At 55.1% G+C, this 16,120-nt stretch carries 10 protein-coding genes; 5 read left to right on the top strand and 5 right to left on the bottom strand.

The genetic code is table 11. The features are described 5' to 3' along the window. The first annotated feature begins 16 nt into the window (after nucleotides 1-16). A complete protein-coding gene (locus G491_RS35630; protein WP_157468498.1) occupies nucleotides 17-187 on the top strand; it encodes a hypothetical protein in 171 nt (56 codons plus the stop codon). Between the two features lie 209 nt (nucleotides 188-396). Here G491_RS35630 and G491_RS32040 read toward each other — a convergent pair whose 3' ends face one another. Then, nucleotides 397-1,116 carry a SapC family protein gene (locus tag G491_RS32040; protein WP_012611007.1) on the bottom strand — a complete coding sequence of 240 codons (720 nt, stop codon included), beginning with the start codon at nucleotides 1,114-1,116 and terminating at the stop codon, nucleotides 397-399. 265 nt (nucleotides 1,117-1,381) lie between these two features. Between G491_RS32040 and G491_RS0122280 the strand changes: the two genes are divergently transcribed. Then, nucleotides 1,382-2,974: a methyltransferase regulatory domain-containing protein gene (locus tag G491_RS0122280; RefSeq protein ID WP_028316138.1), complete on the top strand. Its 1,593-nt coding sequence runs from the start codon at nucleotides 1,382-1,384 to the stop codon at nucleotides 2,972-2,974. A gap of 467 nt (nucleotides 2,975-3,441) precedes the next feature. On the opposite strand, the gene G491_RS0122275 is transcribed toward G491_RS0122280, so the two are convergent. Together G491_RS0122275 and G491_RS0122270 are read right to left on the bottom strand one after the other, a co-directional pair. Continuing rightward, a complete protein-coding gene (locus G491_RS0122275) occupies nucleotides 3,442-3,924 on the bottom strand; it encodes a hypothetical protein (RefSeq protein ID WP_157468494.1) in 483 nt (160 codons plus the stop codon). A 103-nt stretch (nucleotides 3,925-4,027) separates the two neighbouring features. Then, nucleotides 4,028-7,390, bottom strand: a complete 3,363-nt coding sequence (locus G491_RS0122270; protein WP_028316136.1) for an autotransporter outer membrane beta-barrel domain-containing protein — start codon at nucleotides 7,388-7,390, stop codon at nucleotides 4,028-4,030. Between the two features lie 541 nt (nucleotides 7,391-7,931). On the opposite strand from G491_RS0122270, the gene G491_RS0122260 reads away from it, so the two are divergent. Continuing rightward, nucleotides 7,932-8,690: an SIR2 family NAD-dependent protein deacylase gene (locus G491_RS0122260; RefSeq protein ID WP_028316135.1), complete on the top strand. Its 759-nt coding sequence runs from the start codon at nucleotides 7,932-7,934 to the stop codon at nucleotides 8,688-8,690. A gap of 644 nt (nucleotides 8,691-9,334) precedes the next feature. On the opposite strand, the gene G491_RS0122250 is transcribed toward G491_RS0122260, so the two are convergent. Beyond that, nucleotides 9,335-9,826 (bottom strand): hypothetical protein, encoded by a 492-nt coding sequence (locus G491_RS0122250; RefSeq protein ID WP_028316133.1) that lies wholly within the window; start codon nucleotides 9,824-9,826, stop codon nucleotides 9,335-9,337. Between the two features lie 112 nt (nucleotides 9,827-9,938). Further along, on the bottom strand, nucleotides 9,939-12,080 hold the full coding sequence (locus G491_RS0122245; RefSeq protein WP_028316132.1) for a SpoIIE family protein phosphatase: 2,142 nt from the start codon (nucleotides 12,078-12,080) through the stop codon (nucleotides 9,939-9,941). A 158-nt stretch (nucleotides 12,081-12,238) separates the two neighbouring features. Between G491_RS0122245 and G491_RS0122240 the strand changes: the two genes are divergently transcribed. Further along, the gene (locus tag G491_RS0122240) at nucleotides 12,239-13,066 is read left to right on the top strand and encodes a CbbQ/NirQ/NorQ/GpvN family protein (RefSeq protein ID WP_012611000.1); all 828 of its coding nucleotides are present in this window, start codon (nucleotides 12,239-12,241) and stop codon (nucleotides 13,064-13,066) included. Between the two features lie 15 nt (nucleotides 13,067-13,081). Then, nucleotides 13,082-15,862 carry a nitric oxide reductase activation protein NorD gene (locus G491_RS34470; protein ID WP_028316131.1) on the top strand — a complete coding sequence of 927 codons (2,781 nt, stop codon included), beginning with the start codon at nucleotides 13,082-13,084 and terminating at the stop codon, nucleotides 15,860-15,862. Nucleotides 15,863-16,120: the final 258 nt, after the last annotated feature.

The following is a 16,120-nucleotide window of genomic DNA, read 5'->3' as shown; positions in this document are numbered from 1 at the left end:
CGGGAGACAGAACAGCATGCCGGAAAAATTGGAAAAGGAACTGAACGACGCCCTGGACTTCGCCATGCAATTTATGGAGGAAGTCACGGGCAAGGCCGCCAGCCAGGAGGAATTGGCCCGGGCCTTGAAAAAATACTTCGTATTGAACGAAATCAAGGCGTTCATCGAAATGGAGCGCAATAGCTGATTTTACATTTTGTGCGTTAAGGGCTTCAAGTCGAGTGGCATCTGTTTGAAATTATTTGGGTTTCAAATAGTTATGGTATGCATTCCCACGCAAAGCATGGGAACGAGGAAAACAACGGTCCAATTTATCCGCGCAAAAAAAAGGCAGTCAAGCCGGGGGTAGACGCCCGGCAGGACTGCCTTTGATTCTTTACTGGCTGTAAACCTGTCTTATTTGATCATGCCCATGAGGCTTCTGAAATTGGACAGGGAGTACAGGTGGGAATAGATCCAGGCCAGGTAGCCGGTGCGGACCAGGTTGACGATTTTTTCGTCGTCCAGGTTGAAAATTCCCATTTCGTCCACCATCAGCAGGCGGCCGAACCCGATTTTTTCGCCCTTGGGCAGGGTGATGTTAGCGGAAACGTCTTTGAACAGTTCATATTCCTGGAGCAGCTTGACCATTTCTTTGGTGGCCTCGTGCTGCACCTGGTAATTTTGAAGGAACTGCACCACTCTTTTGAACTCGTCGGTTTGTTTGCCGTCGTCGTCAAACAGGGCCATGCCTTCGCTTTTGCCGAAGCCCTCGAAGTTCGAGTCCACGCAAACGGCGTAGGAGGCGTCTTCGCCCACGTTGGAAGCCAGGACAAAAGGATAACGGCGGAAATAGGCAGGCATGTAAGACCCCTCTTTCCATTTGCCATCCTTGCCCACAAACAGGTTTTCTTCGTTACGCAACCCAAGAATAGCCACAGGAACTATCTGATCTTCCCCCGCACGCGTGAAAACAACCGGAAAAAATTTAGCGGCTTCCAGGAACTCCTGTCCTACGATCACAACGGAGTTCAGTTTGGATGCAAAAGAGTAATCTTTCACCGGGGCCACTTTGACCGATTTGTGCGTCACGGAGTTAAGAAAGATGGGGTTTTTGTAAATGCCTTGTTCTGCCATACCAGGTTTCTCCTTTCAATTCATCTGGAATACGATTGTGCAAAACCCATGGATAGATGGTTGGAATCAGAATTCCTGTCTACCACACTGATTGCTTGCGGTCAACCGCCATATACATTTTAAATACTTGACCATTTACATTCTCTCTACTAAAAGAAAGCCATGCAAAAGGCAACGTTTTTTATGTGAACTGTTAGGTATTTCACAATACCGGCTTGGTTCCCATCCCACACTTCCATAAAGCAATATTGTGAAAGGCGAAAAAATGACCGAGGAAATCGTACAGCGCACTTCCTATGATGACGTCCCTTATGAAAGCAACCCTTTCCCGCAAACGCACCCGCAACGCCTGGCGGCCCTGGCGGCGCTCTTCGGCTTGAATCCTCCGGACATCCAAAAATGCCGGGTGCTGGAAATGGGATGCGCGTCGGGGGGCAACCTCATTCCCATGGCTTATCACTTTCCTGAGGCGGAATTTGTGGGCGTGGACCTGGCCCTGGAGCAGGTGAAGGTCGGCCGCAATGTGATCGAGGACCTGGGCCTGAAAAACATCCGCATTGAAAACGCCAGCATCATGGACATTGACGAGTCCTGGGGAAAGTTCGACTTTGTCATTTCCCACGGCGTATTTTCCTGGGTGCCTGGGGAAGTGCAGGAAAAAATGATGGCCGTGTGCTCTGAAAATCTCACGGACGGCGGCCTGGCCTACCTTTCTTATAATGTGTATCCCGGCTGGCACATGCGCGGCATGATCCGCCACATGATGCTGTACCACACAGCCCAGTTTGAAGATCAACCGCGCAAGGTGCAGCAGGCGAGGGCTTTGGTGGACTTTTTGGCCAAATCCGTTCCCACGGAAAACAACTACTACGGCCTGCTTTTGAAAAGCGAGATGGACCTCCTGAAAAAGAGCAAGGACTACTACCTTTTTCACGAGCACCTTGAGGATCGGAACGAGCCCATGTACTTTCATCAGTTCGCCGAAATGGCCAACAAACACGGGGTGCAATACCTGGGAGAATCCGATTTCAGCACCATGCTCACGTCCGGGTTTTCCAAAGAGGTCAGCGAGACGCTCAAGAGGGTCAGCAAGAACATCATTCAGACCGAGCAATACATGGATTTCGTCCGCAACCGCATGTTTCGCCAGACCATCATGTGCAAGACCGGAAGCCCCGTCAATCGCAACGTGACGGCGGACCGCCTTGAAAAATACCTTTTTGCCTCTTCGGCCAAGGCTCAGGACGATTTGACCGACCTGTCCGCAGAAACCCGGATTACCTTCAAAAGCCCCAAAGGCCCCTCCATTTCCATATCCCGGCCTATTACCAAAGCCGCCCTGTTTGCGCTTAAAGAAGTCTGGCCCAAGGCCTTGGGCATCGATGAATTGACGGCCGCCGCCAAAAAGAAATTGGTGGAAGAGGGGATAGCCGAAGCCGAAAAAGTGGAAGACGCGCAGTTTAAGCAAATTCTTCTCGCAGACATGCTGCAATGCATGACCATCAGCCTTGTGGAATACCACTTGTGGCAAGGCGATTTTGTCTCTGAAGTCAGCGAAAAGCCCAAGGTCAGCCCTTTGGGCGCTGCATACGCCAAAATGCGTCCCCGGACGGTCAATCAGCGCCACGAAACCGTGCCCCTGGACGCGGCTCTGATGAACATGATTCCTTTGGCGGACGGAACCCGGGACAAGGCGGCGCTGGTGGAAGGCATGGTCGCCCTGGTGAAAGAAGGCGTCCTTTCCCTAAAACGCGAAGGCAAACCCGTTGAGGACCCGGAATTCATTCAAACGACCATGGAAAAGGTCGTTGAGAACGGACTGAATTACCTGAAGAACAACGCGCTGCTGGTTGGATGATTTCGTTCACGCCAAACTAAGGTTCAAATAAAAACCGCCGGCCCGGAAATCAATCCGGGCCGGCGGCGTTATTTTTGCGTGAAGATCTCCTTTGCTGCCGAGGCATGGCCGCGGCGCACCCTCTTAACGCAACTTTCGGGAATCAATTTTTCTGCATATATTCAAAGGATTGCAGTAGGCTATGAGGTGTAAAGCATCAAGGCCGGCGTCCCCAAAACTCCCTCCCCCTTGACGGGGGAGGGTTGGGGTGGGGGTGATATTGTACGTTATTACGGATAGTTCCCCCCCATCCTGCCCTTCCCCCGCCAGGGGGGAAGGGACCATGACTCTCGGGCTCTGGCATATAGATAAATCTGAGCCGCATACATAAATGCTTGATTTCAAAGCACTACTTCCAATCCCGAAAGTTGAGTTCTTAACTTGCCGCCCTGGGCGGCAGCCGACAAACAGTCTTGCCGGGCGCTGCCCTATAGGCCGGGCTGGACGACCATGTTGATCCTGTTATGTTCCTTATCCAAAGAGAAAACCAAACCGCCCCCGGCCGACTTGTTGGCGCTGGACGTCAACTCATTGATAACGTCCAAGCCTTCCTGCACCGTCGAAATGACCACTATTTCGGGCTCGGACTCAGGGGTTGAAAAGTCCAATGAGTCGGCGCCGGAATAAGCCCTTTCCTCCGAAAGACGCATGTCGAGATCAAAATTCCGAAACTCATCGTCCAAGGATTCCGCTCTCGCAGAGTCCCCTTCATTCCCCAGAGGCTCCAGGTCCGCGTTTTGCCTGCAAGGCTTTTCGGGTCCCTTGCAAATGCGCCCCTGGATGTTCGTCGGCGTTTCGACAGCCGCTAATTCCTCAGCGCTCATATCTTCCATGGCAAAAGCGCCCGGCATGCCCGTCGCCCATGATAGAGCAGCGAGTATGATGAAGCTCAAACAAGTCTTCTTAAGCATGGCGTACCCCTCCCGGCCGATAGTCCTGTTAGTCTACCATAGTAGTCGCAGCAAGAAGGCCATATGTTACAAAATCAGGTTTTTTCCTCCAATAGTCCTGATTTTACCAAAGCATGGCAACGGCGTCCTCCAGGGACATCTGCACGGACCTGCCCCGCACCGTAACGGTGACGTAAGGATTGGCGCAACTCGTGCTTGAGAAATCCACTTCCACGCCGTTGACCGTAATGGTTCCCCCGTTGGGAATGCCGCAGTCCGTGTCGATGGTTACGTTTTCAAACACGCATTCGTAAGTCTTGCGTCCTTTTTTGATGTCCGCAGTTCCGTTAATCCCGTTGCTGTCGTAGACCAGCTTGGCCTGGATCGTCACGGATTCGCCGTCCATTTCCAGGCTGACGTCCGTGTCTACGGTCACGGATTCCAGGGACCCGTCGTTCGTATTGATGACGAAGGCCGAAGACCCGTTAAACGTGCTGGCGCAGAACTGCAGGTTGGTGGTTTCGCTAATGAACGCCACCGCATTTTCTATGGTATCGAAGTCGAAAACGCCTGTGATCTGGCCGTTGATGGTGCAAGCCTCTGTGGTGACATTGTTGAATGTTATGGTGTATATGAAAAATTCAAACGGCTTGGACACTTCCACGACTACCTCACCCGTGGCGTTGCAGGGCTCCGAACCGTCAAAGGTGATGGTGAGCTTTTTTTGAAGCGCCTGGACGTTTATTGATCCGCAGGCAAAGGAAGAACCGTTGTATGCATTAAACCAGTCGGTCAGGGTTCCGTCAATTTTTCTTGAGCGGAGACTATTCTCCGCCTGCCATATGGCTGCTTCGTCCAACAGGTTGCCAATAGCCTCCTGGGTGGAGTTGTCGCCTCCCACGGCGGCCAGCAGGGCGTTTATGGGATCTTCCATCATAAGAAGGTTCATGACCTCGTCAATGGACATGGTTGTGCTCAGGTTTCCGGCGGAGACGGCCACGGTGGGATCGTCGCAGGTGGTTGCGGAGAAATCCAGGGTCACGCCGTTGATGGTCATGGCTCCGCCGTTGGGAATGCCGCAGGCCGGATCGATGGTTATGTTGTCAAAGGTGCAGTCAAAGGTTTTTCCGTCCACCGTCAGGATTGCATCGCCTGAAAGGCCCGCGCCGGGCATATAAAAGACTTCTGCGTCCACGGCGACGCTTTTTTGGTTGTATTCAAACTCCGCAACCGTGTCTACGGCGATGTAATTGAGGGAGCCGGTGGTGGAGTCCACGGAAACTGTAAAGGTCCCGGCCAGTTCGTTGCCGCACAGGGAGAGGTTGGAGCTTGTATGTTGAAAAAGCACGGCGCCGTCGCCGAAAATCAGGGTGGACTGGGTCTGGCCGTCAATGACGCAGCCTTCCACCTCGATCTGGTTGAAATCCATGGCCCAATCAATGCCGTCCTGGGTCTGCGTGCCCGTGATGGTCAACGTGCCCGTGATGCCGCAGGTTCCGTCAAACTCCAGGGACAGGGCGGGCGCGCCTATGATAATGGCGACGTCGCCGCATCCGAAGGTCGTTGCGATTTCGTTAAGTACGTCGTCCACGGTGTAGGCTTTGCGGTCGCCGAAACCGTATTTTTCCTGCGCTTCCTGGATGCCGGTCTGCTCCATGACCTCCTGCAGGCCTTCCAGTCCTTCCGTGACTTGATCGGCTCCGCTCAGGAAGTTCAGCATATAGGTCGCCGGGTCTTCCGCCTTAAGCAGGTTGACGGCGTCTTCCAGGGAGAGTTGCGCGCTGACGCCCCGGACCGTAGCCGTGACCACCGGGTTATCGCAGGTGGTATTGGAGAAGTCCAAGACCACCCCGTTGACGACCAGAATTCCGCCGTTGGGTATGCCGCAGGCCCAGTCAATGGTGATGTTGTACAGGGTGCAGTCGTAATATCCGTCGTCCGTGGTCAGGTCCACGTTTCCGCTCACGCCCTGGGAATCCCTGGTGAGATCGGAAACCACGGTGATTTGTCCGTTCCCCGTGTCGTAAGTGACGGCGTTGGCCATGGAAGCGGATTCCAGAGACCCGTCCGTCGCGTCCACGGTCACGGAAAAGGTTCCGTTCAGGGTCGCTCCGCAGGCGGTCAGGTTGCTGGATGTATGGGTGTAGGTGATGTTTCCCGAGTCAAAGGAGAGGGTGGACGAGGCCTGGCCGTCGATGGTGCAGGTTCCCACCGTCACCTGATCGTAGTCCATTTCAAATATAATGGCGGACTCCGGCTTGGTGACGGTTACGGTAATCACGCCGTCCACGCCGCATTCGGAGGCAGGGTCGAAGTCGAACACCACCTGCCGGGCCAAAAGGCCCACGGATACACTGCCGCAGGCGAAATCCGCCGTGCGCAGGTTGTTGTATATTGTATCCGGATCGCCCAACACTTTGCGGCTGTCGTCCATGGCGTTATCCAGGTTGAGCATTTCCACGGCGTCGTTCATGTCCTCCACGCCGGAAACCATGGAGGCAAGCTCCTCCATCAAAAAGTTGACGGCTTCTTCGCCCAAAACCAGGTTCAGGGCGTCTTTCAGGTTCATTTCAACCGGTACGCCCCGGATGTACACAACCACCGTGGGATCGTCGCAGGTGGTGTTGGAAAAATCCATGACAAAGCCGTTGATGGAAATAGTCCCGGAGTTGGGGATGCCGCAGGCCGGGTCCACGGTCACGCCGCTGATGACAAAGGAGTAATCCTGGCCGTCCATGCTGGTCGTGGCCGTGCCGTCAACGGTTCCGTCCGGGTTGTAGGTGATTTCCGCGGTGATATCCACCACCGTTCCATCGTCCATGGTAAAGGACGTGGTGTTGGCCACGGTGACCGTGCCGATTTCTCCGGTGTTTTTGTCCATAACGACGGTAATGGAGCCGTTCAGGGCCACGCCGCACACGCTCAGGGCCGTGGATTGAATAATAATCGTGGCCGTATCGCCGGAAACAGCGACCTTGACCGTTGCCGCGCCGTTGATCACGCAGCCGTTATAATTGACGTCCGTAAAGGTCATGCTGAAGACCGTGTACTGGCCGTCCGTGCTCACGGTCACTACGATGGTCCCTACCATGCCGCAGCCGCTTAGGGTGAACGTCACGGTATTGGCGCCGTTATCCGCCACGGACCCGCACGAAAAACTGGAGGCGTTGGCCAGGTAGGCGTAGGCGTCTCCGCTTTCCACGGCGGCGATCAGCCCCAGGGCGTCAAACACGGCGAGCAGGTTTTCCACCGCCGTCTCGCCGTTGGGGTCGTTCATATACAGAATGGTCTGGTCCGTGGATTGCTGGTAATCCCCTTGCTCCTCCTGGGTCAGGCCCTGGCCCGAAAATCCCGCCACGGTCTGGAGCGCATAGATGGCTTCGTTGAGGGTGATTTGTCCGTCTCCGTCAATGTCGCCTATTACGGCCCCGTGGGCTGTTGACAAAAAGGTCAATAGAACCAGAATAGCCACAATCGCCTTCTTCATGGATGCCTCCTTGGGTCAAGATGATGAAACAGTTATGCTAAAGCGCTGACGCTATGATGGACGCCGGGGTCGCCAAAAAAATGGCGTGCGGAGCGCTTCTGCCTTTCAGGTTCGTTCAAGCCGATTTTTTTAATTTTTGGTAAGATATGGGAGTTCCCCAAGCATTGTCGTCCCAAATCCATTTGCCTGCAGAATAATTAGGGCATGGATGCAATAAGCAGGCCATGTAAGCCTGCTTCCCCTCTGTCTCCAATAGCGCATATAAGCGGGGAGGCCCCGCACTGAATTTCACGCGTTACGGCTGCATTTGTCCTGATAATTCTGAATCCTGATTTGTTTCGACCGCTCGATTGTAACTGAACGCTTATTTTCAGGTCAACGAATGGACTTTGACTTTTCGCATGCTGCATGAGAAAATTCTTTAAGCCATGCAGCGTCCAAAATTTTGTTTCTATTCAGGGGGATTAAGCGGCGCTTTGGCGGGAGTTTTTTCAGGCAAATGCAACGGATTCGCTTAATACACTTAAAAAAGGAGTCTCCCATGCAGGATATTCTGGAAGCAATCGCCAAAAAAATCGCGGAAGGCGGAAGGAACATCGCCTTCACCGGCGCAGGCATCTCCACGGAGTCGGGGATTCCGGATTTTCGCAGCCAGGGCGGGATCTGGGATCAGTACCGGCCTGTGTATTTTGACGAGTTCATGTCCTCCCGGGACGCCAGAGTCCGCTATTGGGACCAGAAAATCGCCATGTGGGACGGCCTGGAAAAAGCCAGGCCCAACGCAGGTCATCAAGCCCTGGCCAAACTCTACGACATGGGCCTGCTGGAGGCGATCATCACCCAGAACATCGACGGCTTGCATCAGGAGTCGGGCATACCCGGCGATAAAGTCATCGAGCTTCACGGAAACACGCGCCGGGTCAGGTGCATGACCTGCGGAGAAACATCCACCGTGGCCGAGGCCAAGCAGCGCATCCTGGGCGGAGACCCCGCGCCCGAATGCCATTGCGGCGGATATTTGAAGCCCGACACCATATCCTTCGGCCAGGCCATGCCGCAAAAAGAGGTGGAAGCAGCCGCCCGGCTGTCGTCATCCTGCGACTTTTTTCTGGTTGTGGGGTCCACCCTGGTGGTGCACCCCGCAGCCATGATGCCGGAATACGCCCGGCGCGCTGGGGCCTATTTGGCCATCGTCAACCTGTCGGACACGCCTTACGACAACGCCTGCCAGGCCTTGGTCAGGGAAAAAGCCGGACCCGTGCTGCAGGCCATCGCCGATCTGGCGGAGGAGTATCGGTAAATAATAATTGCCATTTTTAACCGAACAAAAATAGGGAATTCAACCGACGCCGGCCGGCCGCCGAATAGTCCCAATTTCAACCATCTTTCCCGATCGCGCCTTTTGGCCTCCGGCCCCAGGCATTGCATGCCTGGGCCGCCCTGTCCAATGATCGGTCATGGTTAGCGGAGCGACTCCCGCACCCATCTGAAAAACGCATGACGGACCTAAAATGTTGGGTTCGAAGTCCAAAGACCATGTTGCCGGCGTAGCGCTATTAAGGCGGACTTCTTAACCCAACCTACTATTTTTACATGAAAAGACGTAGGTTGGGTTGAGCTTGCGAAACCCAACAAATGCAAGCTGCGATCCTCCGATAAATTGACCATCGCCCAAACAGCCTGTCAGTGGGTAGCCCTGGCAGAGCCGTATCCTGCCAGGGCGCGCAAGCGCATGTAGTAAGACGTCTTCAGACTTGGAAATCCATGGATTCTGGGCGAAAGGAAGGCGTATCCAAAACCAAACAAAAACAGGAATTCAACCGACGCCGTCCGCCCGCCGGCCATTTCAATTCCTATGATCTTTCCTGGTCGCGCCTTTTGGCCTTGCGGCCCCAGGCATTGCATGCCTGGGCCGCCCAGCGGATTCGCCCAACTCTTTTGTATCTATATGTAATGCTTTTTTCGTAGCTTGCCGTAGCCCACCCACTCAACATCGATGTTGTTCTTACGCAGGAAGTCAATAAATGCTTTTTCTGTATTCATCCCCCGAATTATTGTTCCGTCTGTAAGAACATAATTGATAGTCCATTTCATCCTGACGCTTTTTAAGTCCGACAAAGGGATATGAAGCGGCTCTTTCTTAAAAAGAACCCAAAGAGTCAAGTCGTTATCATGCATGTTGAGAGTTACTTTGTAGGCCATTTTGTGGAAAAGAACCCGAATGAAACCGTAAAGCGGTAAAAAAACAATCACTCCTACACACGTTATTACAGCAGGAAACATTTTTATAACATCGGGATAAAACTTGAAACGGGCGATGAATTCAGCCGCGCCGGCTGCTAAAAGGCCCAATAGGATGAGAATATGGCTATAATTGAAGAATAGCGCCATTGGCCCGAAATCGAATTCATATAGGTCCGATTCCCTATTTTGCATAAAAGCTCCTCCCATGAAGGTCCACAACTTTATTCCAATAGGTTGGCAGAGGTGAGTGATTTTTCTTTAAATAACTGAAATTAAATATAATGTAGCTTGCTTTACGCCTTCCTTATTTTAAAACCTTGATGATTACCAGGGTGATGTCGTCCTCCTGGTGCACGGGGCGGCGGAAGGCTTCCACCGCTTCAAAGACCTTGTCCATGATGACCTGGGCGGATTCATGGGCGTTGTCCGCAATGATCTGCTTGAAGGCTTCCTTGCCGAACATCTCGCCCTGCTGATTTCTGGCTTCCCAAACGCCGTCGGTGCCCACGGCTATGATCTGGCCGGCGTGGATTTCCCGCTCGTATTCTTTGTATTCATAATCCTCTATGCCGCCGAGGAAGATGCCTTCGCCGTTTAATTCGGAGAACTCTCCGGTGTTGGAGTCCAGGACCAGAGCGGGGTCGTGTCCGGCTCTCAGCCACTTGACCTGCTTTTTTTGTGTGTCCAGGTCCATGTAAAACAGGGTCATGAAGCGCCCGGAGAGACCCACGTCGCGGGTCAGCAGTTTGTTGACGTCCGAGACGATGCTGGTGATGCTGCCCCGCATGCTGGAGCGCTGCCGGAACAAAGCACGGGCCGTGGTCATGAGCAGGGCGGAAGGAATGCCGTGGCCGGACACGTCGCCCACCACCACGGTGATTTTATGATCGTTGGTTTCGTCAAATTCCAGGTAATCGTAATAATCGCCGCCGGTTTCGTCCGAATAGACAATGGCGCCGGCGATGTCCAGGCCCGTCACCAGGGGCGCATCCACGGGCAGCAGGTTTTGCTGGACTTCGTGGGCGAGCTCCAAAGCCTTTTTCAACCGCACGTTTTCACGCAGCCTGGGCACCATTTCGTTGAAGGCCGTGATCAGTTCGCCCCGTTCGTCGCTGATTTCAAAGTCCATGTGCACGGAAAAATCGCCCCTGGCAAGGCGTTTGACCGCGTCAATCATTTGATGGATGTGCTTGGTGAACAGGCGGGAAATGATCATGGCGCCGATCACGCCCAGGAGCAGCGCCCAGCACGCGGCGATGAAATTCACCAGCAAATGCTTGCGGGTCAGGCTTTCCACCACTTCATTGGCTTTGTTGATGGAGGAGTTGATGGAGCTCATGGGGGTCACCAGGAGCTTGTAATATTTTCTTCCCACGGGGGCGAAAGCCCAAATGGAGTCCCTTCCTTTGCAGCGGAGGCGGGCCACGCCGGTATTGCCCTGCTCCATGGATTTCAGGACCGCATGGAAAATTTCCCTGTCCTGGGAGTCCAGCCATTCCGTGAAGATCATGCCGGTCCAGTCCCGCGTGGCGGTCACATAATCGTCATGGGCCAGAACCAGGGCGCCAAGCTCTCCGTTATCCGAATTATTCTGCACAAGCAGGTCGTAGGTTTCCACTTTGCCGATCCACGAGGACGGCATGGCCGCCATGTTCAGAACTTCCTCCAAGAGCACGTTCATGCATAGAACCCCCGCCACCTTGCCTTCCGGATCGTGGATCAGGGTGGAGGCGGCAAAGACCACCTGGCCCGTCACTTCGTCCACCATGGGGAAGGTCCAGGTCACGGGATTGTCCGGGCTGGTTTGGGTGAGCGCGGCCCTGTACCAGGGCTTAAGCCGGGGGTCGTAGCCGTCGGGAAATTCTCCATGGCCCGGATAGGCTGCAAACAAGCCGCTTTCCAGGGCTATGCAGGATGTTGCACGGGATTCGCTGTCCCTATAGGCGCTTATAAACTCGTTTCTAAGGCTCGCCAAAACAGCCTTGTCCACGGGATGTTCATCAGGATTCACCCCCGGCGCCGCGGCGATGACGGGATATTCCAGGCTGATGGAATACGGCGTGACCTGGCCGTCCATATGCCGTATTTCATATCCGTCATGGGGGGCCAGGTCAGGCGGGGCTTTGGCTGGATCGTTAAAGTCCTTTTTCCAGTACAAAGAGGCGTCCGATGCGGGGACGGGCATGACGTACAGGTATTCCGCCTTGCGCGCCATGGAGGCCATGCGGAACTCCAAAGCGCTTTCCAATCCCTTTTGGATTTCAGCCGTGTTGCCCACCGTGACTTCCAGAGCCCTTTCCGAAAGCTCCAGCAGGGCCGTGCGGCTGTCGTGCGAAAGCATATTCCCCGCCGTTTTGGTAGCCTTTTGGCTAATGGCGGTCACAACCATGAGCGGTACAAGGGAAAAAATCATTAAGAGGAGAAAGACTTTCCATCTTAATTTCATAGAACGCCTCCAAACCCGATAGATGCTTGTTCATATCATAAAACCCAAAGGATGCAAGACAATCCGTGCCAAGTTTTTTTAGCGCCTTGACCCAAAGAAGGTCCTCCACTATATTCGCCTTTTGAAGTCGTCAAAAAAGAAAAAAAAGGAATATCATAATGAGCCAGGCCCTCGAAAATACACAAACTCCCGACTCTTCCGCTTACATGATCAGCAACGAGCCCTTTTATTTGCCGGTGGGCGACGAAAAGCCCCTTTTCACCGCTGCATATAACGCCAGGCTGCCGGTCATGCTGAAAGGCCCCACAGGATGCGGAAAAACCCGCTTTGTGCAGCACATGGCCTACAAGCTGGGCAGGCCCCTGGTCACCGTCTCGTGCCATGAGGACTTGTTCGCCTCCGACCTCTTGGGCCGCTACCTTTTAAAAGACGACGAAACCGTGTGGGTGGACGGCCCCTTGTCCCGGGCCGTGCGCATGGGCGCCATCTGCTATCTGGACGAAGTGGTGGAAGCCCGTAAGGACACCACCGTGGTCATCCATCCCCTGACCGACGACCGCCGTATTCTCTCCCTGGATAAAAAGGGCGAGGTGGTGGAAGCTCACCCGGATTTTTTGCTGGTGGTTTCGTACAACCCCGGCTACCAGTCCGTGGTCAAGGATCTTAAGCAGAGCACCCGCCAGCGTTTTGTGTGCCTGGAGTTCGAGTATCCCTCCCAGGAGGACGAGGCTAAAATCGTGGAAAAGGAAGGGGGCGTGGACGAAGAAACCGCCTTGTCCCTGGTGGGCCTGGCCCATCGCATCCGCAACCTGCGTGAGCAGGGGCTTGCCGAAGGCGCCAGCACCCGCCTGCTTATCTACGCGGCCCAGTTGATCCGGCAGGGCATTTCCCCCAAGAACGCCTGCCTGACCAGCATGTGCCTGCCCATTACCGATGATCCGGGGTTGTCAGAAACCATATTCGATCTCATCGAAGACCTGTTTTAGAGGATGGGGCCAGCCATGGGTCAGCCCGGCGTAAATGCACAGGAGAATCTGGCCAGGATTCGGGCCTTGATGGAGCCCCTTTCCATCGCTGATCCCGAAACCGCGGAACTGGTGCGAGGCCTTCTCCTTTCCAAGACCCGACTGGAACGCATTCCCCGACTGGCGGAATACGGCATTAAGGCCCTGGCTTCGGAAACCGCCTTCGGCAAGGCGTATTGCCTGGGCATGGCCCGGATTCTGGACGAGCCGGACCGGCGATTCAACCTGTATTGCAACCTGGTCAATCATGCGGGCCGGGAAGGCGCCACCCTGGGCAAGCTGGTGGCCGAATCCATGCCTTTGGCGATTCTTTCGGGCAAAAAAAACATGGGCGCCCGGTTGATCGGCGCCATTTACTCCGTCAAAAAATGGAGCGCCCACGCCATGGAGCGGCCCTTGGAGGCTTTTTCCTGGCTCATGCACCGGGACGACCCGGACGCCGCTGCGGCCTACCTGCACCTGGTCCGCGTTGTGTTCCATCAAAGCATGACCTACCATCAGCGCCTGCTTTTTTCTCAATTATTGCCAAAGGCCGCCAAAAACCTGCCCAAAGCCAGGCGATGCTTTCAGATGCAGGCCCTGGCCAAGGTCGGCAAGGTCAGCCTGGATTGCATCGAGCCCCTGTGCGATGGGCTGGAAAAAGGCGTGCACCTTCTGGACAAAGAAGCCCTGGAGATTTTTACGGACGAAGGCCTGGGCCGGCTTTCCCACAGCCGGGACGCGGCCATGAAGTTTTTGCGCCTGGAATCCAAGCTGGGCGCTGACGCCTTTTCCAGCCTGCAGGTTACGGTTTCCCTGGAATCCAATCGCCAGGTCATCACCCGGTATTTGCGCGCCAGGACCGGCAAGGGACTGAACGTCAAGCCCATCGAGCCTCTTCACAACCGGGGCGTGGGCCGTCACACCCTGTCAATCACCGACGGCAGGGCCGTGTATCTTCCCGGGGAAATGGGCTTTTTCCCGGATAAGGAGAACAACACCGCCCTGTACAAAGCCCTGGCCCGCCTGGAAGCCGGGCTGTGCGAGTTCGAAACCTATGATTTCGACCTGACAAAGGCTGTGTTTGCATGCCGGGCCCGGGGCCTGGAATTCAGCCTGCCCGAAACCCAGTCCCAATACTCGGACCTGTTTTTGTTTTTATCGGAATTCGACGCCTTTCAGATCGCCCGGGACCTGTTCGTCGCCCTGGAGCACGCCAGGGTAGGGCGCCTGCTTTTGGAAAAATACCCCGGCTTCGCCAAGAGCGCATTTCCCTATATGATCGCGGAAATGGAGCGCATCCTGGAGCAGGGCGCGCCTCCCATGACCTGGCTTTACGCCCCCGCAGCGCTGGGTATGGATATGGAAAAATTCCACCTGGATGACGATGTTGCACGGATCATCCAAACTTCTTTAAACGCCTTTCAATCCATGGAAGGCGATCCGCCGGACGTGCATCAAAGCGCGGCCCTGACTGCGGATCTTTACGGCCCGTGGCTGGGATTTTTGCAGTCCTGGTACGGCGTCATGATGGCCAAGGATCTGGTCAGGGAATACCAGCCCATGCAGGTACCCTTCGGCCGAACCATCCTGGCGGGCGGAAACGCGCCCATGCCGGAAAACGACCGCCGGGCGGCCCAGTTGATGGCCAAGCTGTCGCAAATGGGCGTCTACGCCCTCCGGTCCGATTTGAAAAAACGCATGGACTCCCAGCACGGAACCCTGACCGAACAGGATTTGCGCGACCTCATCGTGCAGCCTCCGGAGCAGGGAGCGACCGAGCCCCAGCCTTTGGAGCCCGGGCAGGAGGAGCGCATGGATTTTTCCTCCCTCAGGGACTCGGGCGACCTGGCCCACTCCCTGCCCCAGGACGACGACCTGAACGCCCCGGTCTTCTGGTACAAGGAATGGGACCACAATTCCCAGGATTATTTGCCCGACTACTGCCGGGTGGTGGCTTCGCCCGGCCTGCCCAGCCATGGGGAGTTTTACGACGCCTCGCTCAAGGAGCACTCCGGGCTGGTGAAAAACATCCGAAAGAGTTTTGAGTTGCTCCGGCCCCAGGGGCTGGCCATTCTCCGCCACTGGGTGGAAGGGGACGACTTCGACTATCGGGCCTTGATCGACTACGCCGTGGATCGCAGGATGGGCAGAACCCCGTCCGAAAGGCTGTACATCAAACGGGTCAAGCAAATCCGCGACGTGTCCGTGCTGCTTTTGGTGGACCTTTCCCGCTCCACCAGCAACCTGGCGGCGGGCTCCGAAAAAAGCGTCCTGGACGTGGAAAAGGAAGCCATCGTCCTGTTCTGCGAAGCCCTGGGCGCCGTCGGGGACTCCTTTGCAATCGCAGGCTTTTCCGGCGCCGGCAGGCTTAGGGTGGATTACACCCGGATCAAGGATTTTGAAGAGGCCATGACCCCGGAGGTCAAGCAGCGCATCAGCGGCATGGCGCCTTCCCGCAACACCCGCATGGGGCCGGCCATCCGCCATGCAGCCCACGTGCTTTCCCAGGTTCCCTCCAAGGTGCGTTTGATGATCGTGCTGAGCGACGGTTTCCCCAACGACCTGGAGTACAAGGGCCAATACAGCATTGCCGACACCCGCAAGGCCATCGCCGAAGCGAGGTCCCAGCAGGTCCACGTGCACGCCATTACGGTCAACCTGCAGACCAGCATCAACCTGGATCTCATCTACGGGGGAGTGCACCACAACCTCATCTCCGACGTCCGCGAACTGCCCCACAAACTGCCCAGAATTTATCGGACCCTGACGCGGTAAGAATTCCTGCAAAAAAAACAATAATCACGCCCATGGGCCTCTTTTGGATATCTCACAGCCTTTGGAGTTTCACCAAGAGTGGTTCGCGGCTCCTGCAAACAGGAGCAGGCGGTTTCGCAATCGTGCGCAGCCGGCCAATCAATGCCGACGGCAAACAGACGCCGTATATTTAATCTTGATCAGAAAAGATTACGGATGTTAAGATTATGTAAGGGATAATTCCCGTGGATAGGATTTATGATTGCGAGATCGTCCCGC

Source organism: Desulfatibacillum aliphaticivorans DSM 15576, assembly GCF_000429905.1.
Taxonomy (GTDB): domain Bacteria; phylum Desulfobacterota; class Desulfobacteria; order Desulfobacterales; family Desulfatibacillaceae; genus Desulfatibacillum; species Desulfatibacillum aliphaticivorans.
This window is presented reverse-complemented; position numbering and strand designations above follow the sequence as displayed.